Annotated in this window: 26 protein-coding genes; 4 read left to right on the top strand and 22 right to left on the bottom strand. The window is 65.9% G+C overall.

Translation table 11 applies throughout. The features are described 5' to 3' along the window. Positions 1 to 71 precede the first annotated feature (71 nt). The 16 genes from tilS to ACVILH_RS12115 all read right to left on the bottom strand — a co-directional run bounded on the left by tilS (position 72) and on the right by ACVILH_RS12115 (position 16,965). Positions 72 to 1,166 (bottom strand): tRNA lysidine(34) synthetase TilS, encoded by a 1,095-nt coding sequence (gene tilS, locus ACVILH_RS12190; RefSeq protein WP_456716958.1) that lies wholly within the window; start codon positions 1,164 to 1,166, stop codon positions 72 to 74. Positions 1,167 to 1,262: 96 nt separating this feature from the next. Further along, entirely contained in the window at positions 1,263 to 2,321 is a 1,059-nt protein-coding gene (gene ybgF, locus ACVILH_RS12185) for a tol-pal system protein YbgF (protein WP_456713099.1), read from the bottom strand. Between the two features lie 173 nt (positions 2,322 to 2,494). Then, complete coding sequence (gene pal, locus ACVILH_RS12180) at positions 2,495 to 2,989, bottom strand: peptidoglycan-associated lipoprotein Pal (RefSeq protein WP_006612227.1); 495 nt, start codon at positions 2,987 to 2,989, stop codon at positions 2,495 to 2,497. A gap of 280 nt (positions 2,990 to 3,269) precedes the next feature. Continuing rightward, entirely contained in the window at positions 3,270 to 3,992 is a 723-nt protein-coding gene (locus ACVILH_RS12175; RefSeq protein ID WP_456713098.1) for an N-acyl amino acid synthase FeeM domain-containing protein, read from the bottom strand. Positions 3,993 to 4,279: 287 nt separating this feature from the next. Further along, positions 4,280 to 6,619: a putative bifunctional diguanylate cyclase/phosphodiesterase gene (locus tag ACVILH_RS12170; protein ID WP_456713097.1), complete on the bottom strand. Its 2,340-nt coding sequence runs from the start codon at positions 6,617 to 6,619 to the stop codon at positions 4,280 to 4,282. Positions 6,620 to 6,869: 250 nt separating this feature from the next. Next, positions 6,870 to 8,192, bottom strand: coding sequence for a Tol-Pal system protein TolB (tolB, locus tag ACVILH_RS12165; RefSeq protein WP_456713096.1), 1,323 nt, complete (start codon positions 8,190 to 8,192; stop codon positions 6,870 to 6,872). A 98-nt stretch (positions 8,193 to 8,290) separates the two neighbouring features. Beyond that, a complete protein-coding gene (gene tolB, locus ACVILH_RS12160) occupies positions 8,291 to 9,571 on the bottom strand; it encodes a Tol-Pal system beta propeller repeat protein TolB (protein WP_456713095.1) in 1,281 nt (426 codons plus the stop codon). Between the two features lie 68 nt (positions 9,572 to 9,639). Then, positions 9,640 to 10,674 carry a cell envelope integrity protein TolA gene (locus ACVILH_RS12155; RefSeq protein WP_456713094.1) on the bottom strand — a complete coding sequence of 345 codons (1,035 nt, stop codon included), beginning with the start codon at positions 10,672 to 10,674 and terminating at the stop codon, positions 9,640 to 9,642. Next, positions 10,671 to 11,150 carry an ExbD/TolR family protein gene (locus tag ACVILH_RS12150; RefSeq protein WP_456713093.1) on the bottom strand — a complete coding sequence of 160 codons (480 nt, stop codon included), beginning with the start codon at positions 11,148 to 11,150 and terminating at the stop codon, positions 10,671 to 10,673. The genes ACVILH_RS12155 and ACVILH_RS12150 overlap by 4 nt, the downstream gene beginning before the upstream one ends. A gap of 39 nt (positions 11,151 to 11,189) precedes the next feature. Then, positions 11,190 to 11,864 (bottom strand): protein TolQ, encoded by a 675-nt coding sequence (tolQ, locus tag ACVILH_RS12145; protein WP_050886856.1) that lies wholly within the window; start codon positions 11,862 to 11,864, stop codon positions 11,190 to 11,192. Between the two features lie 488 nt (positions 11,865 to 12,352). Then, entirely contained in the window at positions 12,353 to 12,841 is a 489-nt protein-coding gene (locus ACVILH_RS12140; RefSeq protein WP_456713092.1) for a DUF2852 domain-containing protein, read from the bottom strand. Between the two features lie 129 nt (positions 12,842 to 12,970). After that, complete coding sequence (locus tag ACVILH_RS12135) at positions 12,971 to 13,690, bottom strand: TetR/AcrR family transcriptional regulator (protein WP_456713091.1); 720 nt, start codon at positions 13,688 to 13,690, stop codon at positions 12,971 to 12,973. A gap of 334 nt (positions 13,691 to 14,024) precedes the next feature. Continuing rightward, positions 14,025 to 14,393 (bottom strand): hypothetical protein, encoded by a 369-nt coding sequence (locus ACVILH_RS12130; RefSeq protein ID WP_456713090.1) that lies wholly within the window; start codon positions 14,391 to 14,393, stop codon positions 14,025 to 14,027. Positions 14,394 to 14,423: 30 nt separating this feature from the next. Then, on the bottom strand, positions 14,424 to 14,840 hold the full coding sequence (locus ACVILH_RS12125) for a YciI family protein (RefSeq protein ID WP_456713089.1): 417 nt from the start codon (positions 14,838 to 14,840) through the stop codon (positions 14,424 to 14,426). 32 nt (positions 14,841 to 14,872) lie between these two features. Beyond that, positions 14,873 to 15,286 (bottom strand): YciI family protein, encoded by a 414-nt coding sequence (locus tag ACVILH_RS12120; RefSeq protein ID WP_456713088.1) that lies wholly within the window; start codon positions 15,284 to 15,286, stop codon positions 14,873 to 14,875. A 344-nt stretch (positions 15,287 to 15,630) separates the two neighbouring features. Continuing rightward, positions 15,631 to 16,965 (bottom strand): hypothetical protein, encoded by a 1,335-nt coding sequence (locus ACVILH_RS12115; protein WP_456713087.1) that lies wholly within the window; start codon positions 16,963 to 16,965, stop codon positions 15,631 to 15,633. Between the two features lie 935 nt (positions 16,966 to 17,900). Between ACVILH_RS12115 and ACVILH_RS12110 the strand changes: the two genes are divergently transcribed. Both ACVILH_RS12110 and ACVILH_RS12105 read left to right on the top strand, forming a co-directional pair. After that, positions 17,901 to 18,707, top strand: a complete 807-nt coding sequence (locus tag ACVILH_RS12110) for an SDR family NAD(P)-dependent oxidoreductase (protein WP_456713086.1) — start codon at positions 17,901 to 17,903, stop codon at positions 18,705 to 18,707. Positions 18,708 to 18,715: 8 nt separating this feature from the next. Then, on the top strand, positions 18,716 to 19,162 hold the full coding sequence (locus ACVILH_RS12105) for a hypothetical protein (protein WP_456716957.1): 447 nt from the start codon (positions 18,716 to 18,718) through the stop codon (positions 19,160 to 19,162). On the opposite strand, the gene ACVILH_RS12100 is transcribed toward ACVILH_RS12105, so the two are convergent. The 5 genes from ACVILH_RS12100 to ACVILH_RS12080 form a co-directional block, all read right to left on the bottom strand. After that, the gene (locus ACVILH_RS12100; protein ID WP_456716956.1) at positions 19,159 to 19,587 is read right to left on the bottom strand and encodes a VOC family protein; all 429 of its coding nucleotides are present in this window, start codon (positions 19,585 to 19,587) and stop codon (positions 19,159 to 19,161) included. The genes ACVILH_RS12105 and ACVILH_RS12100 overlap by 4 nt on opposite strands. 30 nt (positions 19,588 to 19,617) lie before the next feature. Next, entirely contained in the window at positions 19,618 to 19,986 is a 369-nt protein-coding gene (locus ACVILH_RS12095; protein ID WP_456716955.1) for a DoxX family protein, read from the bottom strand. A gap of 138 nt (positions 19,987 to 20,124) precedes the next feature. Further along, positions 20,125 to 21,396 carry an RNA polymerase sigma factor gene (locus tag ACVILH_RS12090; RefSeq protein ID WP_456713085.1) on the bottom strand — a complete coding sequence of 424 codons (1,272 nt, stop codon included), beginning with the start codon at positions 21,394 to 21,396 and terminating at the stop codon, positions 20,125 to 20,127. Further along, positions 21,393 to 21,761 (bottom strand): YciI family protein, encoded by a 369-nt coding sequence (locus ACVILH_RS12085; protein ID WP_456713084.1) that lies wholly within the window; start codon positions 21,759 to 21,761, stop codon positions 21,393 to 21,395. Before ACVILH_RS12085 ends, ACVILH_RS12090 begins: the two co-directional genes overlap by 4 nt. Positions 21,762 to 21,860: 99 nt before the next feature. Beyond that, the gene (locus ACVILH_RS12080) at positions 21,861 to 22,199 is read right to left on the bottom strand and encodes a hypothetical protein (RefSeq protein WP_456713083.1); all 339 of its coding nucleotides are present in this window, start codon (positions 22,197 to 22,199) and stop codon (positions 21,861 to 21,863) included. 89 nt (positions 22,200 to 22,288) lie between these two features. Here ACVILH_RS12080 and ACVILH_RS12075 point away from each other — a divergent pair, with 89 nt between their 5' ends. After that, positions 22,289 to 23,254, top strand: coding sequence for a 2-hydroxyacid dehydrogenase (locus tag ACVILH_RS12075; protein ID WP_456713082.1), 966 nt, complete (start codon positions 22,289 to 22,291; stop codon positions 23,252 to 23,254). A gap of 4 nt (positions 23,255 to 23,258) precedes the next feature. On the opposite strand, the gene ACVILH_RS12070 is transcribed toward ACVILH_RS12075, so the two are convergent. Continuing rightward, a complete protein-coding gene (locus ACVILH_RS12070; RefSeq protein ID WP_456713081.1) occupies positions 23,259 to 23,930 on the bottom strand; it encodes a TetR/AcrR family transcriptional regulator in 672 nt (223 codons plus the stop codon). 91 nt (positions 23,931 to 24,021) lie between these two features. Here ACVILH_RS12070 and ACVILH_RS12065 point away from each other — a divergent pair, with 91 nt between their 5' ends. Then, positions 24,022 to 24,666, top strand: coding sequence for a glutathione binding-like protein (locus ACVILH_RS12065; protein WP_456713080.1), 645 nt, complete (start codon positions 24,022 to 24,024; stop codon positions 24,664 to 24,666). The last annotated feature ends 1 nt before the right edge of the window (position 24,667 follow it).

Raw genomic sequence — 24,667 nt, 5'->3', positions numbered from 1 at the left:
CCGCTCAAAAAATGGCGCGGGAAAGCGCCGCCGACGCAGGTGGTTAAGGGTCAGCGAAGGCTTCGTCCGCCTCAAGTCCGACGCGATCGCCGAGGCGGCGCGGGCGTGATGCGGATGGCCTTGCTGGTCATGCTTACCAGCGCACCAGCCAGGGTTTGTTTTAGCCTGTCCGGCCCAGACCTACCACCATCTGCGATCCCCGCAAGAGTCCGGTCCAGACGATCGAGCAACGCCTCGGCCTTAGCGAGTTCCACCGGCCCTTCGGTTCCAATGCGGTCGATGGCGCGCATCAGCAGCCTCAGCTTGATTTCCGCCGGGAGTGCGACAAAGGCGCGCGGCTCGAAGGTTTGGCCGGGCTCCGGGCTCGCCCCCGCGGGGCCAGCGGCTGCTTGCAGTGCAAGGTACTTCTCGGCGCCGTCGACCATCAGGTCGATGGCCGCATTGGCGCGTCCGAGCCGCGCTGCCAGTGTCGCCAGCGTCCGCGCATCGCCGCCCTCGGCCGCCAGAGCCGGCATCAGCGCGCGCAGCCGCGGCCGCGTATAGGTGGGATCATGGTTGGTCGGATCGTCGGCAAATGCGATTCCTTCCGACCGAAGCGTCGCGACGAGACGCGCCTTCGGCACATCCAGCAGCGGTCGCACCAGCAGTAGCCCCTCGCGCGCGCTGAGCGTCGCCATGGCCGCGAGCCCGGCGAGGCCGCTGCCGCGCAGCAGCCGCATCAGCACGGTCTCGGCCTGGTCGTCGCGGGTGTGGGCGGTGACGACATGGCTGGCCCCGGCCTGCCGCGCGGCGCGCGCCAACAGATGATAGCGCGCCAGGCGTGCCGCCTCGGGGAGGCCGGTCGCGGGCTTGTCGTCGGTCCAACGCAACGTCCGGTGCGGCAGCCCGAGCTGGCGCGCGACCGCCTTGACCATGCGCGCCTCGCGTCCGGCCTCGGGACGCAGACCGTGATCGACGGTCACCGCGACGAGGCGAGGCCCATCCGTGAGCGCGGCGCGCCAGCGCGCTGCCAGCCACATCAAGGCCATCGAGTCCGGACCACCGGAGACGGCAAGTACCAGAGCCGGCGCGGCCGCAAGCGGCGCGAGCAGGCGCTCGGCCTCGCTGGCGGAGATCGGCTCACCCTGCTCTGACGCTTTGTCCTGCACGGTCCTATCGGCTGCCATGACCACCGATTCTAAGCGCGCCACGGCGGAACAACAAACTCCGGCGTGACACCGGAGCTCAGGATCGAATCAGCCGGGTCGCAAACGTGGCCGCGCTCAGCACTTCACCCGCTTCTGCTCGCGGTCGACCGTCGCCTTCACCCCGGCCGATGCCTTGGGATATTTGCGCGTGACCTCGCCGAAGGCGGCACAGGCCGCCTCCTTCTCCTTCAGCGCCGCGAGCGACTGGCCGAGGCGCAGCAGCGCATCGGGAGCCTTCGACGATTTGGTGTACTTGGTCGTCACCGCGAGAAAGATCTCGGCGGCATCGCGATATTGCTGGCGCAGATACAGGCTCTCTCCGAGCCAGTATTGCGCATCGCCGACCATCGGATCGTTCGGATATTTCTGCGAGAAGTTGCGCATCGTCTGCTCGGCGAGGGCATAGTCGCGGCGCTGGATGTAGCCGATGCCGAGATCATATTCGTCGCGCGGCGTCTGGGTCGGCGGCGCTGTCGCAAGGCCACCGGCGCCGGCCGCAGCCGGCGGCGCGCCTTGCGGATAGCGGCCGCCGCCGGAGTTGGCGAGCGTCGCGGGATCGGCAACGGGACGGGGCGGCTGACCGCCCGGCTGCATCGGCAGTTGGCCGCCGCCCAGCGCCTGCGGAGCGCCCGGCGCATTCGGATTCTGGTTCGGATCGAACGCATCACCGCGCCGCCGCCCGCCGACGCCAGGCGCCGGCTGGTCCTGCACGATCGGGGCAGGGGCTGCGACCGGCGGCTGGGCATAGGTCGGCTGCTGCGGCGGATAGCCAGGCTGCTGCTGCGGATAGGCCTGCTGTTGCGCGGGTTGCGGCTGGCCATAGGCCGGCTGGGCCTGCTGCCCGTAACCGGGAGAGAGCTGCGTCGGCGGCGGCACGGACGCACTCGGCTGGGCCGCGGGCGCTGCCGCCGGCGGCGCTCCGCTCTGCATCTGCCGCAGCCGCTCCTCGAGCTGGCGGTTGCGATATTGCAGCTCCTCGTTCTGGCCGGTGAGCTGGCGCAGCTGATTTTCCAGCCGCTGGATCCGGATCTCCGGATCGTCATCGACCTGAGCGAATGCCTGCCACGACAACATCTGGCACGAGACAACGACGAGCGCCGCGAGACCTGCGGCGGCGCTCCTGGAAAGAAACATGAATGACATGCTGCCCTGACGACCGGATCGGCGAGAGGTTGAAATAATAGCCCTGCGAGCGAGGCTCTACGTCAGAACCGCAATAGAGACAAATGACGTTCAAGCGAAGACAAAAACATGAAGCCGGCGTCGATCTCCGACGCCGGCTTCATGAACGAGCTATTCGTTCAGCTTTATGAACTGGCGTTCAGCACCGTGACCGCGCGGCGGTTCTGCGACCAGCACGAGATGTCGTTACAGACCGCGACGGGCCGCTCCTTGCCGTAGGAGATCGTGCGCATGCGGCCCTGATCGATGCCGCGCGAGACCAGGAAGTTACGCACGGACTGGGCACGGCGCGCGCCGAGGGCGATGTTGTACTCGCGGGTGCCGCGCTCGTCGGCATGGCCCTCGATCGTGAAGCTGTAGCGCGGATAGCTCTGCAGCCACTGCGCCTGCTTCTCCAGGGTCGCGATCGCCTGCGGGGTCAGGTCGGTCTGATCGCTCTCGAAGAACACGCGATCGCCGACGTTCACCACGAAGTCCTGCTGGCTGCCTGGAGTCGCAGCGCTGGCCATCGCCCCGTCGGCCCCGGTGAGATTCTTGTTGGCGCAGGCGCCCATCGACAGCGCGACCGCGAACACGGCAGCCAACTTCAATCCCTGGAGGATACGCATCTGATATTTCATTCCGGGAGCCTCCACGCTCACGTTCTTAGACTGCCATCCGGTCTACAGGGCGATGGTTAAGCGAACGTTCCGTCAACCTTGATGGGGTCTTGCCGAACCCCGTCAAATGCTAACGAAACCCGAAAAAGCGACCGCGATGGTTAATGGGTTGTAAATGTGGCGCCAGGGTGAAGGCAAGCGGCCGGCGGCCTGCAGCAGGGCGCTTTTTCGCTGATTTTTGCGGCAACGCCACAGCAAGCGCCGGCCGAACGGCCGGAGACGCTTGAAACGGTGTGGGCGATCAGCCCGCTTTGGCGACCTGGGGAATGCTGAACGAATCAGTGAACGCGTCGGGTGACGGCCGGACGAACAGCATGCGGCGCTCGAAGGCGCTGGATCGCATGAACGGAAAACGCTGGAACACGCGATCGCGGATCGAGGGGTAGTGCGCGGCGACCAGGCCGACGGGCTTGGTCAGGCCGGAATACAGCCGCGGCTCGCCCCAGGGTTCCTGCAGGAACACCTTCTTGTAGAACGCGCGGTGCTCGGGCCTGACATTGGCAAGACCGATGTCGGCGTTGAAATGAGCGCAAGCGACATAGCCGAGACGAACGGTCACATAGGGCAGCGCCGGAAACAGACGCGCCTTCTCGTGGTCGGCGACAAAGCGGGTGGGATCGATGATGACCTTGCCGCGGTCGAGCTCGGGATGCAGCAGGTCCGCGAACATGTCGGCCGACAGCGACTTGCGCCATTGCGAGTTCAGCACGCTGATGCGGATCGAGCTGTACAGCTCGCCATTCACATAGACACCGAAGATGAAGCTGTTGGGCAGATCGTCATATTCATCGGTGACGCGTTCGCTGGCCGATGGGAGGATGGCCCCTTCGCGCAAATAGGCGCGATAGCGCAGGCGATAGATCTCATCCTTGTCTTCAGCGGTCAGAGCCAGCCGATAGTCCACGTTCTCCAGCGCATCCGACTTCTGTTCGGCAACGGCAGTCACTCTAGCCGCCGACTTCATTCGCAACCCCTTTTCACACAACCCTTACGAGCAGGATTGAGATTAACAGCGCGTTAACGGGGAAGCAAAGCTTTCGGCGGTACAGAGTTAACGGCACGTAGAATCCCGGTGCCACAACCGTGACTTACACAGGTAGTTGTCAGGCCGCGAAGGCTCGCTTCGGATCAACTACGTATCAATTCGAAACGAAAGCGCGTGGTATACGCTCGTCCTGCACGGTCCTGATACGACGTACGGTTGTATTGCATGGCTATGAACCAAGCCATGCGAGCAGATCAGGGCACCGCTCAGGCGATCGAGCGCGTGGCGACGATGGCGGCCATCGGCTCCTCGGCCGCCCGGCGGCCATGCGAGGCGTTCAGGAGCTGGCGAATCCGCACGGCGGGCACGGGCCGGCTGAACAGATAGCCTTGCGCCTCGGTTACGGTGCCGTCGACGCTGATCAGCTCGAGCTGCTCGTTGGTCTCGATGCCCTCGACCACCACGGACATGCCGAGATCGGCCGACAGGCGGGCGACGCCGCGCAGCAGGGTCAGCGGCCGGTCGCTGTCGATGCCCTCCAGGAAGGAGCGGTCGATCTTGACCTTCTCCAGCGGGAAGTTGTGCAGATAGCTGAGGCTGGAATAGCCGGTGCCGAAATCGTCGAGCGAGATGCGCACGCCGAGCATGTGGAGCTGCGACAGCACATCGTGGGTCAGCTGCGTGTTGCGCAACAGCGAGGATTCGGTGATCTCGATCTCCAGGCGATGCGGCGGCAGGCCCGAGACTTCGAGCGCGTAGCGAACCTCGCTCAGCACGTCGCGCTGATGAAACTGCTGCGGCGAGAAGTTGACCGCGACGCTCACCGCGTCCGGCCACTTCATGCATTCCAGGCACGCCTTGCGCAGGATCCAGCGGCCGAGATCGACGATCAGGCCCATGTCCTCGGCGACCGGAATGATATCGACGGGAGAGACCGTGCCGCGCACCGGATGATTCCAGCGCAAGAGCGCCTCGCAGGTCGAGATCTTGCCGGACTTCAGATTGACCAGCGGCTGATAGAACAGCTCGAACTCCTCGTTCGCCAGCGCCTTGCGCAAATCGAGCTCGAGGATGCGGCGCGCTTCCACGGTCTGGGCGAGCTCGTCGCGGAAGAAGCAGAAGGTGCCCCTGCCCTCGGCCTTGGCGCGATACAGCGCCATGTCGGCATTCTTGAGCAGCGTGTCGGCGCTGATCCCAGGCGCGGTCATGGCGATGCCGACGCTGGCGCCGATCTCGACCAGATGATTGTCGATCTTGTAGCGCTCGCTGAGCTGATCGACGATGCGGCGCGCCAGGATGGCGGCATCGTCGTTGGAGCGAATATTGCGCTGGTAGACGACGAATTCGTCGCCGCCGAAGCGGGCGACGAAATCCTCCGGACGCAGCATGTCGCGCAGCCGTTCGGAGACCGCGCAGAGCAGCTGGTCGCCGCAGGGATGGCCCAGCGTATCGTTCACCTGCTTGAAGCGGTCGAGGTCGACGAACAGCAATGCCGAGAGCTCGCCGTGGCGTTGCGGGATCTTGAGCAGGCGCTCGATCTCGTCGCGGAAGCTGACGCGGTTCGGCAAGGTCGTCAGCTCGTCATAGCGTGCGAGATGCGAGATCCGGGCCTCGGCGTGCTGACGCTCGGTGATGTCCTCGAGCAGAACCACCGCGCCGCCATCGGCCATCGGCTGGAAGGTCCAGGACAGCGAGCGGTCGCGCACGACGTCGGGATCGCTGGTGATGATGTTGTGGGTCTTGGTGTGCTCGATCTCCGACAGGATCATCCGGCCGCTCGAGGCAGAGAGCGCGCCGGAGATGACGCAGGCATTGATGATGTCGGCGGCCTTGCCGCCGCGCTGCAGGATATCCTCGGGCAGGCTCATCATCTCGCCGAAGCGGTGATTCATCACGGCGAGCCGTCCGTCCGGGCGGAACATGCACAGCCCGTGCGGCATGTTGTTGAGCGCGGTGTCGAACTGCTTGGCGAGCGCAGCCTCGCCTTCGCGCGCCACGAAGGCCTGGACGAAGATCCGCTGCAGGTTCGTCGAGATGTGCTTCAGCGACATGAAGAACAGCACGCAGAAAGCGGCCATCCCCATGTAGTAAGGACTGCCGTGCAGCGCGAGCGCCAGCGCCAGCGGACCGCAAGCGAGCAGGATCTGGACATGGAAGATCCAGGGACGGCCGTAGGTCCGGCCCGCGCCCGCCGACATGTAGCAGAGCGTGACGGAGATCGCGATCAGGTGCACGACGGCGTCATCATTGTCGACCACGGCCACCACGCACCAGATGCCGAGCACGAGTGCGTACAACATCGCGCCGATCTGGTAGCGGATCTCCCAGCGCGCGACCGCCTCCGGGGTCAGCCGCCCGCTGTCGCAGAGATGCCGATAGTAGCGCATATCGAGCGAGCGGAGCCCGCCGGCAACGATCAGCATCACCGCGCACGGCCACAAATTGACATCGCCGCTCTTGATCGCGGTCATCACGGCAGCGACGGCGGCACACAGCGCGCCGGCGAACATCGGGCCGGGATCCTGGAAGAGAGAGTCGACGAGAGCCGCCTGGATGGCGGGCGACAATCTTCGATCGTCGTCTCGGTTCTGGCTGGCAAGCTGCATTCGTGCGCACGCGTCCTGTTCGGTGCGCAACATTACCGTTCGCAAGTGAAGTCTTTCTGAGCGAACATCGTTAGCGGAGCGTTGCCGCAGCGCAGGAAGGCACGAAAACCGCCGCGAATTCAGCGAACTAGGCAAACACTACCGGGCTCCTGCAACGAATGGTTCCATTTTCTCCGAAAACACGCATCGCGCGACTCAAAAAATCACGTCCACCACGGCGTGAGCGGCCCTGATCGAGCGCGCGTCGGCCTCACGACAGCAGCGGCGACCACGCCGGGTCCGAGGCGTAGCCCGGCGTCGGCACCTTCTGCTCGAAGCGGCCGGAGACGTCGATCGTGTAGAGCGACGGACCGGCATTGGCGCCGGACTCCCGGGAGAACATCAATGTGCGGCCATTCGGCGCGAAGGTCGGGCATTCCTCATGATCGACGCCGGAGGCGAGAATGCGCTCGCCCGAGCCGTCCGTCTTCATGATTCCGATCGCAACCTGACCGTCGATCCGCCTAGTGAAAGCGATCGCGTCGCCGGCCGGCGACCATATCGGCGTTGAGTAACCGCCCCCGCCGGACGAGATGCGTCGCGCCTCGCCGCCATGAGCTGGCATGACGTAGATCTCCGGCGCACCGTCACGGTTGCTGGTGAAACAGACCCGGCTGCCGTCCGGTGCGTAGTACGGCGAGACATCGCTCGCCGGCGCTTCCGTGAGCCGAGTGAAGCTCTTCGAATCCAGGTCGATCGCGAACAGGCTGGCGCGTCCGTCCTGCGCGATGCTGACCGCCATGCGCTTGCCATCAGGCGAAAAGCCCGGCGGCGACACTGACAGACCGGGCAGCCTGCCCAGGATCTCGCTTTGGCCGGTGACGAGATTGAGCAGCGCGAGGCGCTGGGCGCCCGCCTCCCATTGGAGATAGCCGATCTCATTGCCAACCGACGAAAATCGCGGCCACATCGCTGCGCCATAGGACGTCAGGTGAGTCGAATTAGCGCCGTCCCGGTCCATCACGACGAGCCGGCCCGGACGGCGCTGGCCGCCCTCACCTTCGATGAACGCAATGCGGCTGTCGAAATAGCCTTTGTCGCCGAGCAGGCGCTGATAGATCTGATCCGCGACGATGTGCGCGACACGCCTCCCGCCATCGCGTGGGGCGGCGTAACGTTGGCCGGCAAGCTGATAGCCTGACCGCGCAGCCCACAGCCTGAACTCGACCGAGATGCGGCCGTCATCGAGTTCTTTGACACGCCCGACGACGACGGCATCCGCATGCAGGGCCTGCAGGCTCTTGGCCGGCGGGACAGCGTCGAAATCGAGAGGGCTTGCGCGCGACGCGGCTGGATCGACCAACCTGAACAGCCGACAGCTGGTGAGATCGTCCTCGATCACTTGGCTCAGGCGCGCGGCCAGACTCTCGCCGGCCTGCGTCCCGGTAAAGGGGACCACGGCGACCAGGATCGGCTCCTGCTCCTGCAGCACAGGGAAGAAGCGCCGAGCATTTTGTGCCGGCGCTCCGTTGATCGCTGCCGATTGGACCGCGAGCGAGCCGAGGGCGGTGACGACATGACGGCGCGTCAGCATCGATGCACCTTTATCCCCCCCCTGACGCCCAACGCGTCAGGGACTGATTAAAAACGCAGTCTATTGCCGGCGTGCGACAGCAGCGGCGCTTGCCGGCCTCACGACAGCAGCGGCGACCAGGCCGGGTCCGACGCGAAGCCGGGCGTCGGCACCTTCTGCTCGAAGCGGCCGGAGACGTCGATCGAATACAGCGACGGGCCGGCGGTGCCGCCGGGATCGCGGAAGAACATCAGCACGCGGCCATTCGGCGCAAAGGTCGGGCCTTCGTTGTGGAAGCCCGAGGTGAGAATGCGCTCGCCGGAGCCGTCGGTCTTCATGATGCCGATTGCGAACTGTCCGCCGCCCTGCTTGGTGAACGCGATGTAGTCGCCGCGCGGCGACCACACCGGCGTCGAGTAGCTGCCTTCGCCGAACGAGATGCGCTGCGCGTTGCCGCCGCTCGCCGACATCACGTAGATCTGCGGCTTGCCGCCGCGGTCGCTCTCAAAGCAGATCTGGCTGCCGTCCGGCGAATAGCACGGCGAAGTATCGATCGCCGGCGTGTCGGTGAGCCGTGTGGTGGTGCGCGAGCGCAGATCCATCACGAACAAATTGGAGTTGCCGCCCTGCTGCAGGCTCAGGATGATGCGCTGGCCGTCGGGCGAGAAGCGCGGTGAGAACGACATGCCTGGGAAGTTGCCGACGATCTCGCGCTGACCGGTCTCGATGTTGAACAGATAGACCTTCGGGTCGCCCTGCCCGAACTCCATGTAGGTGATTTCCTGGCTCGACGGCGAGAACCGCGGCGTCAGCACGAGGTCGGCGCCGCGGGTGAGATAGCGGACATTGGCGCCGTCCTGATCCATCAGCGCGAGCCGCTTAACGCGCCGGTCCGACGGGCCGCTCTCGTCGACGAACACGACACGGCTGTCGAAATAGCCCTTTTCGCCGGTCATCTGCGTGTAGATCTGGTCCGAGATGATATGGGCAATACGCCGCCAATATTCCGGCGCCGTGACATATTGCTGGCCGGTGAGCTGCTGGCCTGAATTCGGGTCCCACAGCCGAAACTCGGCCTTCAACCGTCCGTCCGACTGACGCGTCGCACGGCCGGTGACCAGACCGCGCAGATCGAGCGGCTTCCAACTCGCGAATTGCGGCGGCGCCTCGAAATTGCTGATGCGCTCGGGAAACGCGGCCGGGTCGACCGGCGCGAACAATCCGCTGCGCTTGAAATTGTTGGTAATCACCTGCGCGATGCCATTGCCGACATCGGCATCCCCCACACCGCCGGCAACGAATGGCGGAATCGCGATCGGGATCGGCTTGAATTCGCTCGGGCCGATCGGCAGACGGCCCTGCTGTTGCGCCAGCGCAGGGCCTGCGCCCAGGGCAGCCATTGCGGCGCCTCCGGTCAGCAACAGCTCGCGCCGCGTGAAAAATCCTGTCGTGCGCTTCGGAGGTGTCGTCAAGTTCGGCCTCGCATCGAATTCATCATTTTTAGATTGAATGTCGTCGGGATCAACTTCCACTCGTTGTACCGGTTCTTCGGCAGAAACGCGTAGGGCGCACAGTTCTCGACCGCGCGCTTGGCATTCTCCGCCACCGCCACGCTCACCTGTGACGGTCCTCGCGTTCCAACCACCGAGGGGATTGCGGCCAGCGAGCCGTCCGGACGGAGTTGGATGTCGATATCGACCTCGATCTTGTCTTCATCGACGCCGCTATAGGGCGCATTGAAGCAGCGGATGACCGCCTGCTGGAACGCATTCTGCCAGCTCGCGGCGTTGGCCTCCGCTGTTCCATGCACTGCGCCCAGCGCCGCGTTGGCGTTCAGCTCCGCCCCCGTCACCGCCTGCCGTGTCGGGTCCTTCTGATTGATCAAGCTCGCCATCTTCTCGGCGTCGAACTTGCGCTCGCTCTTGTGCTTCGGCGGCTCGGGCGTCGCGGCCGCAGTCTGCTGCGGCTTCGGCGGCTGCTTCGGCTTGTCCTTGTTCAGCACGCTCGCGATCTGGTCCGGGTTGAACGGATCAGGCTTCTTCTCTTCCGGCTTCGGCTTTTCAGCGGGCAGAGGCTTCGGCGGATCCGGCTTCTTCTCAGCCACGGGCTTAGGCGTATCCGGCTGCTTCTCGACCGGCTTTGGCGGGTCGGGCTTCTTCTCGACCGGCTTCTCCGGCTTGGGCTTCGGCTCCGGCGCGGCGTCGGTCTCGGTGACCTGCTTGGTGTCGACCTTGCCGACGATGTCCTCGGTCGGCTTCTTCTCGCCGATCTTGTCGGCGAGCAGCTTCTGCGATTCCTTCTTGCCGGCGAGCGAGCCGGCCTTGGCCTTCGAGGTGTTGTCCTCGGAGATCACGTCGACCGGCACCAGATCCTCTGGCGGCGCCACCATCGAGCGCGCGGAGAAGCTGAACAGACCCCAGCCCAGCACGAGCACATGCAAGGCCACGGAAAGAACCGTGCCCTTGCGCGTGCGAACGAACCGGATGAGGTCCTTTGCCGTCATGAGCCCTGTTCCGGCAGCACGACGATGCTGGCGCGATAGCCGGCGTCGCGCGCCATGCCCAGCACCTTCATCATGTCGGAGTAGCAGGCATCGCGGTCCCCGCGGATCTTGACGACGTTGTCGCCGCCGCCGGCAGCCGCCTCCTTCATCGCCTTGATCTTCGGACCGAGCTCGTTGATGCCGATCGGCGAGTCACCAATATAAACGTCGACCTTGGAGGCGCAGCCGCCGCCGGTCTTCTTCACGGTGACCTCGAGCGGCGGCTTGGCGTCGGCCGTCGAGGCCGAGCCGCCCTGCGCCTGCGGCAAATCGACCTGGATGTTCACGGTGAGCAAGGGCGCCGCGACCATGAAGATGATCAGCAGCACCAGCATGACGTCGACCATCGGCGTGACGTTGATCTCCGCCATCACCGGTGCCTTGCGCCGACCGCGACGACCACCGCCGCCGGACGCGCTGCCCATGCTCATGCCCATGCTGCGATACTCACGATCCGGTCGCCATTATACCCGCCCTCATCCCCGCTCGTCGATCTGACGGGACAGGATGGCGGAAAATTCATCTGCGAAGCCCTCCAGGCGCTGCGCCTGCCGGTTCACCTCCGAGGAGAACTTGTTGTAGAAAATCGTCGCCGGAATGGCCGCGATCAGGCCGATCGCCGTGGCGAACAGCGCCTCCGCGATGCCCGGCGCGACCACCGCCAGCGAAGTGTTCTTGGAGCCGGCGATGGCCTGGAAGCTCGTCATGATGCCCCAGACGGTGCCGAACAGGCCAACGAAGGGGCCGGCGGAACCGACCGTGGCGAGCACCAGCAGGCGCCGCTCCAGCCGCTCGACCTCGCGCGCGATCGAGACGTTCATGACTTTTTCAATGCGCATTTGCAGGCCCGCAAACGACCGCGCATGGCCCTCGAACGACCGCTTCCACTCGCGCATTGCGGCGACGAAGCACGCCGCCATCGACTGCGTCGGCTTGGCGGACAGCACCCGATAGAGCTCCTCGATCGACTCGCCGGACCAGAACGCCTGCTCGAAGCGGTCCATCGAGCGGCGCGTCCGGGAATAGAGGAACAGCTTGTCGATCGCGATCGCCCACACCCAGACCGAGCAGGTGATGAGGCCGAGCATCACGCCCTTCACGACCCAATGCGCCTGCCAGAACAGCGCGATCAGGGAGAAGTCGCCTTCCATCCGCAGTATCCTCTCAACCAACAGCCCGGGACACCCGGGACCATGCATCCGCCGTTCCACGCCGAATGCCGCCGCGGCGCTAAGCGCCTACGCAAGAAAGCCCTGAACTGATCGCTTTAAGAGGCCCGCCGAAGCCATATGTGGCCTGCTTCCTCTGCCAACGTGTCAAAACAAGGGCTCGGCGCCCGTAAGCGCCCCTTAACCAAACCCCCTCCGGGGTTAAGGCGGGGTTACCGCGGAGTTTTGCGGAGGTCAAAGGGCGAGCCGGGACAGCCAGATAGAGCCTTTGTGATCAGTCCCTTGCGAGTTCCGCAGGCGTTCGGTCGGCGCATGGCAGCGGCGACCTGCCGCATCCGGGCGGTATCCCGGAACGCAAGACGCCCGCCAGCGGGATCGCGGGCGGGCGTCTCGTGCCGTCAGGGCGGGGGCTGAAAGCCCTGCGGCGTCAGGATCGGTCGATCAGCGCTTGAGTGATCAGCCCTTCAGGATCAGCTCTGGGGCTGGTCGTTCGGCGGCGTCGCCGGACGGGGTTTGTGCTGCGCCATGAAGGCGTCGAACTCTTCCTTGTCCTTGGCGTGACGCAGGCGGGTCAGGAAGTCACGGAACTCCTGCTGCTCCTCCTCGAGCCGGCGCAGCGTCTCCATGCGGTACTCATCGAACGCGCGGTTGCCGCTCGACGACGGCTGCGAGAAGCCGAAACCGAAGCCGCGGCGCTCCATCTTGTCGCGCATGCGGTCCATCTTCCACTGCATCCGCTCCATCTTGTTCGACCAGCGGTCGCTCCCGTTCCAGCACGCCATCTTTCTGCTCCCGAGTGTGAAAAAGAGAAGGGCAAGTCCGATCGGCCACCAGATGATGAAGCCGAGCACGGTCACCGCGATCCAGCCGGGATGCCAGGGCGACTCCATCATATGGGGCCGATACCTTTGCTCCTCCTCCGAACCGCGCCATCGATTGACATCTGCGGTGTAGGCCATCTCCCTCTCCATTCGCGGCGCCATGCCGTGTGAATGTAAATAACATTTACATAGCTAGCTCAATCCGTGATTTTGTCAAGGCGGCCGCCTGACGCGCCGCCCGGATTATTTTTGACGCTGCGTTGAACCTTATTTCGCCCGGCCCCACGGGCCCGCCGGCTTGTCGTCATCCGGCAGCGGCGGGGGCTCGGGCTTGGCGGCGGTCTGGCGATCGGTGCTGAAGCCGAGCCCGCGCAGATAGATCAGCACCTCGGCTTCGAGCAGCTCCTCCGGCGACATCGGCAGCTTGCGGCGCGCCGCGTCGCCACGCGCGAACAGCGACGCGATGCCATGCGCCATCGACCAGATATGCAGCGCCATCATCATCGCCGGCGGTCGGGGCACGCCGGGTGGCGCGAGCGCCGCCAGCCGCTCGGCGGCGGCACGGATCACGCCGAACGCGCTGTCGCCGGCGGCGAGCAGACCCGGCGTCGAATCCGCCGGCACGCCGGATTCGAACATCGCCGAGTAGAATGCCGGCTCCTCGCGGGCGAAGGCGAGATAGGCCTTGCCGACGCGCTCGAACGCCGTGACCGTGTCGGGCCGGCCATCATCCCAGGCGGCCGACAGCCGAGCCTCGAACTGCTCGAAGCCGCGCTGCGCGATGCTCGACAGCAGCTCATCCCGATCACGGAAATGGCGATACGGCGCGGCCGGGCTGACGCCCGCCATCCGCGCCGCATCGGCGAAGGTGAAGCCCGCGGCTCCCTTTTGCGCGATCAGGTCGAGCGCCGCCTGCAGCAGCGCCTCCTTGAGGTTGCCGTGATGATAGCCGCGCTCGGCGCGGCGCTGCTCCTTGCGCCAGCTCATGTGAAGGGCTTTTACATGAGCCGGGGCGAAAGAGGCCAGAGACTTTTGGGCGCTCACGGGCACACGCAGCCGCCACCCTCCCCTTGAGGGGGAGGGTCGATCGCCCGCGCAGCGGGCGAGCGGGGTGGGGTGAGCCCCGGGGCGAGGTCAGCGTGGGGTCAACGGACGACGACTAAAGGACCCGTCGACCATCAGCACCGAGGATGCCGATCGTCTGTCACCCCACCCCGGCTCGCCTCCGCTGCGCGGATCCGAGCCGACCCTCCCCCTCCAGGGGAGGGTGGCAGCGGGGCTCACCGCAACCACGATTGCGGCCAACGCCTAACGACGCGACCTAACCACCCGGGATCGGCAGCACCGGCATGATCTCGACGCGCTCGCCGGGGAAGATCGCAAAATGAGGATGGCCCTCGAACATCTTCGCCGCATCCTCGTGCGAGGCGGCGCGGACCACCGTGAACGCGCCCATCTCGTTGGCGATGTCGTTGATCCCGGCCTTGTCCACCCGCTTGGTCTTGCCGAGCGTCCCGCCCATCGCGACGATCGCATCCTTGTGCTGCTCGACCCAGCCTTGCCAGGCCGTCATGCCCTGCCGTCCCCTCGCATTGCGCTCGGCCTCCGGCAGCGCGTCCCATTCCTTCCAGGCCGGACTCGTCTTGCTGCCGAGAAACACGGCGAGATAGGTGTTGTGGTTGTCGCTCATGGCACTTCCCTCCCTCTTGAACTGATTGGATCAGGCACATCCCGCATGCGGCAGCTCGGCGAAGCCGGCGAGCGCCTGCTGCACATCGTCGGAGAAGTCAGCCATCTCCTGCACCTGGCGGATCTCGATGATCTCGTTGTCGGACGCCGGGCATTGCTTGGCCCAGGCGATCGCCTCCTCGCGCGAGCCGACCTCGATCATCCAGAAGCCGCCGAGCACCTCCTTGGCCTCGGCGAACGGACCATCGGTGACGACAGGCTTGCCGCCGGGGAATGACACCCGCGCGCCCATCGACGGCGGATGCAGGCCTTCCAGCGTGATCAGCACACCGGCCGCCTTGAGCGCCTCGTTGTAGCGCATCATCGCCGCGACCCGTTCTGGATCGAGCTTCACGTCCGGCGGCGCGCTCTCATAGCCGAGCGGGATCATCAGCATCATGAATCGCATCGCGTCTGCTCCTCGTCCGATAGCCCGACGCGTCAGCCGTTCGCCGCGAGCGCCCGCAGCCGATCCTCCTGCGCGCGCAGCTCGGGCGCGAGCGCCTCGCCGAAATCCTCCGCCGCATAGATCCGCCGAATCTCAAGCTGGCCGCTCGGAAACGGCGCGCGCGTCATGGCCTCGATCACCTGGTCGAGCGAATCCGCCTTGATGATCCAGTAGCCGCCGACGAGGTCGCCCGTGTCCTTGAACGGACCGTGCGCGACGCGAGCCTCGCCGCCGGAAAAATCGATCCGCGCGCCCCTGGCGGTCGGATGCAGGCCCTCGCCCGTCTCCATCATGCCGGCCTTGATCAGCCCCTCGTTGAACCGGCCCATCTCGGCGAATTCCTCTGAGGTCGGCAGCACGCCCGCTTCCGAGTCCTGCGTTGCCTTCACGATCACCATGAACCGCATGGTTCGTTCTCCCTGATGCTGCGGCAGGTCCCCCTGCTCTCCTCATCAAGACGAGCGGCAATCCTGGCCACCGACAGAAGCCGTGCAATTTTTTTTCGGGAAGCGGCGCGCTCAGCCGGGCTCGCGCGGGAACAGGTGGACATCAGACTCGGCCTCGGCGAGGACGCGCGCGACGGAGGGGCGCGCGCTGAGGCGCTCGAGACAGGCAGGCCCCTCGTCAGTTCGCCACCGAGCGTCGGCGAGCGGCCTGCCAGAAGCTGGTCGCCGACAGGAAGGCCGCTGCGGGCCGAAGCTGAGCTTGACGACGTGGACGCGGCGAATGCCGCGTCACAATCGCGCGCCGATCAGAACGCCGAATTGTCCGCGCGGTAGCGCGACGATTTGCGCGGCGCGCGTTCGGGGGCCTGGTCAAGTTGCGCGATCGGACGGCGGTAGGTCTCCGCGCGGCGCAGCCAGCCGGCTTCCCAGACGCGGTTGGACGGCAGATTGCGGACGCGCTGCTGCAGCACGACCTGCACCGCGTCGGAATATTCGGCGAGCACCGCTTTCGGCTCCGTCGTTGTGCCGTTCATCTTGAGCAGCACCTGCTTCAGGCCCCAGCCCTGGCGCTGCCCGGTCTCCTTGTCGACCGCCGTCTCCGAAGGGTTGGTGCCCTCACCCTTGAAGTTGATGTAGTCGATCAGCGGATACAGATCCTCCGACGCCCGCACGACGCGCGAATATTGCGCGACGATGTGCTCGCGCTCGGCACCATCAGGCGTGTTGGCGAGGATCTTGTCCATGGCGCCCTGCGCGCGCGCGACCAGGAACTGGGTCTGCTCGGCCATCGTGTCGAGCAGGAACTGGCGCAGCTGCTTCATCTGCGGCGAATTGAAATTGCGCTTGAAGTCGGCCCGGCTGGTCCACGGACAGGCCGGGATCGGATTCTTGTCGAGCCACGCCGGCAGCGGCGTCTTGCCCTTGCGCAGGAATGCGACCAGCCCGGGGAAGCCTTCTTCATAAGGCGGCTTCGCGGTGGTCGGGTACCAGATGAAGTGACCGATGCCCAGCGAGGCAAATTCCTCGCCCGCATTCCATGAGGTGATCGCGTCGCGCCGGCCACCGGCCTCGTTGAGCCAGATCTTGCGCCCGATCATCTGCGCCACGTCAGGCGGCAGCATCCGCTGCGGGACGGTGAGGTTCTTGCCGTCCTTGGTCTCGCGCGCAGCCGTCCTGGTATCGGGCTTGTTCGTGTCGGGCTTGCGCTCGGCCGCGACAGGCTTCGCAGGCTCGGTCGACGGAACGACCAGCTTGGGCGCGGGCGCCTGGGCCTCCGCCGGACGTCCCACCGTCTCCGGTTCTGCCTTTTGGGACTCCGTCTTTTGCGGCTCGGCCTTCTGCGGTTCGGCCTTCTGCGGTTCGGCCTTCACGTCCGCCTTCTGCGGCTCGGCTTTCGAGGCGTCTGCCTTTTGCGGCTGAGGCGCTGGCGAGGCGACCTCGCGTGCGGCCTGCTCCGTGGCAGCCGGCTTCGCGGCAACCGTCCCGTCCGCCGCGAAGGCGCCATTCGCCGTCAGACCGACGACGACGCAGGACAGCAGCAAGGTGCGGCGCGCGCGCAGCACGCCGGCAGGCCGACGCAGCGGCTGCTCCGTGCTGCACGACAAAGATGTGATTCGCTGGCTGATGACGTGACCGCGCATATCGATTCTACCGAGACTCTGACTTTACGCTACCAGCTCGGGGCTCGTCCAAGCGAGAACCCCGCGCACACGACCCGACGGGCAAATCAGCCGGGGAGAGATGCTCGCCGCCGACGCTGACTGCCCCGTCGGAAGCCTTGGCGCGACCAGGATTCCGCTGCGCCAGGAAACTTGTTTCGTGAAGACTTTCAAGCCGATCACCCTTGTCCAGTTCTTCCCGTTAACAAATTCTTCTTTCTTTTTTTCAGAATTCATGCTCTCTTAGCCATGTCCTGTTCCCGATCGAGAGGGACGTTTCGCGGTCGTCACGAACGTGGGGAGCGGGATGCGGTGGACGTGTCGACGTTGCAGCGTGGAGCATGATTCGGAACCGGAGAGCGTTGACGCACATTGCGCCACAGCTTTCTGACGAGATCATGCTCAGAAGTAGACACGCAGACGAACAACGCGGCGCGTACGGCGAAATCGTGTGGTCCTGGCATCCCGACGCTGATGCCGTGTCCGATGCGTGTGTGCATTGTGGCGAAAACGGGGGCAAGACAGCCGGTCCCCGGGGAGAGCACGTATAAGCCGTCAGACCATCGTGCAGGGAAGGCCGGGATGTCCCAGCCAAACCTGTGGTTCCTGCCCCGTGCATCTCTTCCGCACGGGGGCCATGGGGGCGGCGAGCTCCTGGTCTTCCCTGCGCCCTCCGATCGTGAGGGACACGAATACCAGCACGACTCGGGCGCGTCCGTGCCGCGAGAACGCGAGCTGCCGCGTCTGTTACTACCCCTAGCTGTTTGACAATGCCCGCGAAGTTCGGTGCCCTGTCGCTATTCCCATAAGTTGGATTTAACGCACGCTAGGGATTGTGACGACCTTCACAGCTACTCTGCGCAGCGCGTGCTAGGACCCACAACGAGCAAGAGCCGGGCCGCCGGCCGAAGGAGGCGATGGCCGTGACGGAGTTACCGAGGACGACGCCGAGCGACAAGGTCGCCCTGATCACGGGCGCCGCGCGCGGCATCGGGCTTGCGACTGCCAAGCGATTCCTGATGGAGGGCTGGCGCGTCGCGCTGCTCGACATCGAGAGCAAGCTGCTGGCCGATGCCACCGTCGCGCTCAAATCGCCAAAGCAAACGCTGGCGTTGCATTGCGACGTCTCGGATGCGGCAATGGTCGCCGATGCGCTGGAGCGCATTGCCAAGACGTTCGGCCGCCTCGATGCGCTGGTCAACAATGCCGGCGTCGCGCGCTTCGCGCCGATCATGGAGACCAGCGAGACCGACTGGCAGCGCATCCTCGACGTCAATCTGACAGGACCGTTCCTGTGCACGCGCGCGGCCGTGCCATTGATGCGCGAGCATGGCGGCGCGATCGTCAACATCACCTCGATCTCCGCGGTGCGCGCCTCGACGCTGCGGTCGGCCTACGGCACCAGCAAGGCGGCGCTGGCGCATCTCACCAAGCAGCTCGCCGTCGAGCTCGCCTCCGCCGGCATCCGCGTCAACGCCGTGGCGCCGGGTCCGGTCGAGACGGCGATGGCCAAGGCGGTGCACACGCCGGAGATCCGCGCCGACTATCACGACGCCATTCCGCTCAACCGCTACGGACTTGAAGAGGAGCTGGCGGAAGCCATCTTCTTCCTGAGCTCGGATCGATCCAGCTACATCACCGGCCAGGTGCTCGCCGTGGACGGCGGCTTCGACGCGGCCGGAATCGGACTGCCGACCTTGCGAGGTCAACGCAGGAACGCATGAGGACGACGATGCCGAGCCGGGTGCGCATCATCCTGACCTTGCTGCTCGCGGTGGTCCTCTGGGGCATCGCGACGTTGCTGGCGCGCGCCGATGTCCGCATCATCTCCTCGCCGGGCGGCGAGGTTGGATCCTTCCTCACCTTGTTCGAGAAGGTGCGCGCCTCCGGCGAGCGCGTCGTGATCGACGGCCCGTGCCTGTCCGCCTGCACGCTGGTGCTCAGCGTCGTGCCCGAGGAGCGCATCTGCGTGACGCGGCGCGCCGCACTCGGCTTCCACGCCGCGCGCTCGGTCGACCGTCGCGGCCGCGTCTATGCCGAGCCCGAGGCCTCGAAGCTGGTGCTGCAGACCTATCCCGCGCCGGTGCGCAGCTGGATCGAGCGCCGCGGCGGACTGACGTCGCGGCTGCTGGTGCTGCGCGGGCGCGATCTGAAGGCGATGTATCCTTCGTGCCGCTAGTGGCGCGAGGCCTCGAAGCCCTCAGCGGGGCAATTGATCATCCAGGGGATGCCGAAACGATCGACCCCCATTCCGAAGCCCTTGGACCAGAACGTCTGGCCGAACGGCATGGTGACGGCGCCGCCCTCGAGCAGGGCGTTGAACTTGCGCTCGGCCTCGGCGAGATCCGTGATCTGGAGCGCGACCGAAATCCCGTGCGGCTTGCCTTGATCGTATTGGGGCGGCGAGTCGGAAGCCATGAGGATTTCACCTCCGATCGAGAAGCGGACGTGCATGATCCTGTCCTTGTGCTCCGGGTCACACGGCATCTCGGGCGGCGCCTCGCCATAGCGCATCATCATATCGATCTTGGCGCCGAGCGTCCTTGCGTAGTGCTGGAGGGCCTGCTCACAGTCGCCGTTGTAGTTGAGATAGGGGCAGATCATGTCGTCCTCCTTGGTGGAAAAGATCATGCGTCAGCGCAGCGGCAGCAGCGCGCGCAAACGGCGGTCGCGCAGCCACAATCCGCCCCACACCATCAGCCCGAGATAGAGGCCGAACAGCACGTGGCTGAACAGCGGGCTGCCGATGCGGACATGCGAGGCGATGGCGCCGCCGAGATAGCCGGTGAGCAGGATCGCGCCGAGCAGCGAGGTCGCCGGCAGCGCATAGAGCGCGGTGCAGAGCAGCGTGATCAGGCCGAGCGTGCGGGCGAGCCCCTCGCTGCCGCCATAGCCCATCTGATCCATCGTCTGCGTGACGACATCGAGCGGGATGAGCTTGATCGCGCCGTCGAACAGCAGGAACGCGATCACCAGCCCGCTCAGGATGCGGCCGCCCCACAATTCGGCGCGCGAGACCGGCTGGTCCAAGGTGATCGTCGACATTCCAAGCTCCTCCCCATGATGCTGCTCCAAGGACGCCGGAGACCCCCCTCCGCCGACAACGAAGCAGAAAATTTTCACTCCGGTCTCAGCCCGGGGTCATTGACCTACTCTGGCCTGCGCAGTTGCGCCGTCGCGCATCAAGCGGTCGAGCTGCATGCGGATGTGGGCGGCCTCGGCCGAGCTGTGCGCGAGCGCGATGGCGCGATCGAACGCCGTCCGCGCCTCGTCATTGCGCCCGAGCTGCATCAACAGCGCGCCGCGCACGCCGAAAAAGTAAAAGTAATTGGCAAGACGTCCCTCAAGCGGCGCGATCAGCTCGAGCGCGGCCTCCGCGCCGCGCACCTTCGAGACCGCGACGGCACGATTGAGCGTCACCACCGGCGATGGCTGCACCACTTCGAGCGCGCCGTAGAGCAGATCGATCTGAGTCCAGTCGGTGTCCTCGGGCCGCGCCGCGCGCGCATGCAGCGCCGCGATCGCCGCCTGGATCTGGTAGGGCCCGCTGCGCCGATGCCGCATCGCCTTGTCGATCAGCGCCAGCCCTTCGGCGATCAGCGGCTGATTCCACAGTGTGCGGTCCTGGTCGTCGAGCAGGATCGGCAAGCCCTCGGCATCGAAGCGTGCCGCACTACGCGCGTGCTGGAGCAGCAGCAGGGCCGTGAGCCCCATGATCTCCGGCTCGCCTGGAAACAGCCGCAGCAGCAGCCGCGCCAGCCGGATCGCCTCCTCGGAGAGCGGCTGGCGCAGCGCCGCCGTCTCGCCGCTGGCGGAATAGCCCTCGTTGAAGATCAGGTAGATCATCGCGGCGACGGCGAGCAGCCGCTCCGAGCGCTCGACCGCGCCCGGCGTCTCGAACGGCACGTCGGCCTGCGCGACCCGCGCCTTGGCGCGGGTGATGCGCTGCTCCATCGCCGCCTCGCTGACCAGGAAGGCGCGGGCGATCTGCTTGACCGTCAGGCCGGACACCACGCGCAGCGCCAGCGCGATCTGCTGCGTCGCCGGCAGCTCCTTGTGGCAGCAGATGAACAGCAGCCGCAGGATGTCGTCGCGATAATGCGAGCCGTCCAGCCGGTCGGCGATCGCGCTCTCGGCGTCGCCGAGATCGGAGATGGCTTCGTCCTCCGGCAGCGGCTGCTCGCGGCGGGTGCGCCTGACATCATCGATCGCGGCGTTGCGGCCGACCATGATCAGCCACGCCGCGGGATCGCGCGGCGGGCCGTTCTGCGGCCAGCTCTTGAGCGCCCGCAGGCAGGCGTTCTGGAACGCCTCCTCCGCGGTGTCGAGGTCGCGAAAGTAGCGCAGCAATGCGCCGACGGCCTGGGGGCGTGCTGATGTCAGGGCCGCATCGATCCAGGCCGCGTCGCTCATGCCAGCGCTCCCCCCGGACGGAAGGTACCGACGGGACGGATCTCGTAGGAGCCGCCGGGATTGGCCTCGCCGAACTCGCGGGCGACGTCGAGCGCCTCGTCGAGATTGGCGCAGTCGACGATGTAGAAGCCCAGCAGCTGCTCCTTGGTCTCGGCATAGGGACCATCGAGCACCAGCGGCGGATCCTCCTTGCGCAGGGTCGTCGCTGCCGTGGTGGGCAGCAGCCGTGCCACCGGCCCGAGCCGGCCCTGCTTGGCGAGCCGCTCCTGGATCACCGCGAGCTTGGCCATGACCGCCGCATCCTGGTCCTTGCTCCAGGCGCAGACGACATCCTCATCGTGATAGCAAAGCAGCGCATACAGCATGGGCAGGCCTCTCCCTTCGTCTCCAAGACGGCGGAGTATGCCCGGGGCCGACAGACCCGCGAACAATTTTCGCGGGTTCCGCCGGCAGGAACGGCGTGCCTACCAGGAGATGCCGTATTTGGCGGCGATGTTGCGCGCCCGCGTCTCCTGGGCGCTCTCGCGCGGTTGCTTGGCCCGGCCGGCCTGCCGCTGCGACTGGCCCTGCCCTTGCCCCTGTCCTTGGCCCTGGGCTTGGCCCTGTCCTTGACCGGCGGCGCTCTGGCCACCCTGCTGACCGGCGCCCTGCGCCAGACCCGCGCCACCGGCCTGCGGCTGACCGCCACCCTTGCCGATGGAGATGCCGTTGGCCGACAGAATCGAGCCGACGTCGATGGTCTGGGCCTGGGCCGCGGCGGCGGAAGCGATGACCAGGGCGGTGGCGAGAAGCAGTTTGCGCATGACGATGTCTCCGTGTTGATGCCCGGAGATTGGCCTGCCGGCGCGATCTGGTATGTGGAGCAGATCACGCAAGCTCAGAGGACCCTGCAATGAGCAAAGGCGCGCTGGCGCTCCTGATCCATGGCGGCACCGACAATTGGTCGCCGCAGCGCTGGAAGGCGCGCTTCAACGAAGTCTGCAGCGATCGCTCGGTCGTGCTGCTGCCGGATGCCGGCCTCGATCCGGCCAGCGTGCACTATGCGGCGGTCTGGAAGCCGGTCCCCGGCGAGCTCGCCGGCTTTCCGAACCTGCGCGTGATCTTCAATCTCGGCGCCGGCGTCGACGCCCTGATGGCCGACAAGACCCTGCCCGGCGTGCCGCTGGTGCGCGTGGCCGTCGACGACCTCACGCAGCGCATGACCGAATGGGTCGTGCTGCACGTGCTGATGCATCATCGCCAGGAGCTTTACTTGCGCGAGTCGCAGCGGGTGAAGCGCTGGGCGCCGAAATATCAATGGCCGGCCGCTGCGATCAATGTCGGCGTTCTCGGGCTCGGCACGCTCGGGATCGACGCCGCCGAGGTGCTCAAGCGCATCGGCTTCCAGGTCGCCGGCTGGAGCCGCAGCGAGAAGCGGGTCGACGGCATCGAGACCTTCCACGGCGCGGCACAGCTCGACGCCTTCCTGGCGCGGACCGACATTCTGGTGTCCCTGCTGCCGCTGACGCCCGATACGCGCGGCATCCTCGATCGCAGCCTGTTCGCGAAGCTCCGGCGCACGTCGCCGCTCGGCGCGCCGATCATAATCAATGCCGGCCGCGGCGGGCTGCAGAACGAGGCTGACATTCTCGCCTGTCTCGACGACGGCACGCTCGGCGCCGTGTCGCTCGACGTGTTCGGCCAGGAGCCGCTGCCGGCCGACAGCCCGTTCTGGACCCATCCGAAGGTCGTGCTGACGCCGCACAACGCTGCGGACACCGACGCCGATGCGATCTCGCGCTACGTCGCCGAGCAGATCGCGACGTTCGAGGCCGGCGGCGCGCTGCGCAACACGGTCGATCGCACGAGAGGATACTGAGACGTTACTTGCCGCCCAGCATCACATCGATCGCGCCGGCGACGATCGCCTCCAGGGTCTCACGCGGCACCCGGGCCCGGGCGCGCACCGCGATCGAGTGGATCGTCGCCGACGCCAGTTGCGCCAGCACCACGGGATCTGCGCCATCGGGAAGCTCGCCCTTTTCTTTGGCGCGCCGGAAGCAATGCGCAAACGCCTTGTCGAGCTCGGTCAGCGCATTCTGCACCATGGCGCGGATGTCGGGATCGGCGACGGCTTCCGAACCGGCGGTCATCACCGTGAAGCAGCCGCGCGGTCCCTCTTCTCCGGACAAATAGATGTCGAGCGCCGTGGCAAAGATCTGCTCGAGCTGCCGCCGCACCGGCCAGTCGTTGCGGAAGATATCGCCCATCAGGGCACGCGCGTTATCTCGGTAGCGCTGGTAGCTCTTGATGTAGAGCTCGCGCTTGTCGCCGAACGCGCCATAGAGGCTCGGCCGGTTCATGCCCGTGGCGGCGCTGAGATCGTCGAGCGAGGTCGCGGCAAACCCTGTCGTCCGGAACAGATCGAGCGCCTTGCCGAGGGCGACCTCCGGCTCATAGGCCCGCGGCCGCCCGCGCCGCTTCGGCTCGGCCGGCGCTGCGGATTTTTCGGGAGGAGGGTCGCCATGCGGCGGCCCCTTCTTTTTTTGTACCATTTCGCACTAAATTCCTTGACCAGGCATATATTATGCGAGACAGTATAAAAATCAATCAACGCTCCGGTCCGGAGCCCCAGGGAGACGTCCAATGGATCTGTATTTCTCACCACTCGCCTGTTCGCTCGCCACCCGCATCGCTCTTTATGAAGCAGGCGCCGCGGCGAATTATCTCGAGGTCGATCCGAAGACGAAGATCGTCCGCAACGACGGCTCGGATTTCCGCACCGTCAACCCGCTCGGCCTGGTCCCGACGCTCCGCACCGATGACGGCGAGTTGCTCACCGAGAACGCAGCCATCCTGCAATATGTCGCCGACCGCTTCCCCGACGCGAAACTCGGGACCGGCCCCGGCATGGACCGCAGCCGGCTGCATCAATGGCTGTGCTTCATCGGCACCGAGCTGCACAAGGGGCTGTTCATCCCGATCCTCGACAGGACCGCACCCGACGAGATGAAGACTCATGTCCTGAAGAAGAACCTCTCGCGGCTCGACTATCTCGACAAATATCTCGATGGTCGCGCGTTTCTGCTCGACCATTTCACCGTCGCCGATGCCTATCTCGTGACCGTGATCAATTGGACCATGGCCACACCGCCGATCGAGCTCCCGAAATGGCCGGCCGTGAAAGCCTATTATGAGCGGCTGCGCGCACGCCCCTCGATTGCCCGCGCAATCAGCGAGGAGTTCGAGCTCTACAAGGCGGAACTCGCAAGGCACAAGGCAGCTGCCTAGC

The sequence above is a fragment of the Bradyrhizobium sp. USDA 4353 genome (assembly GCF_054063215.1).
This window is presented reverse-complemented; position numbering and strand designations above follow the sequence as displayed.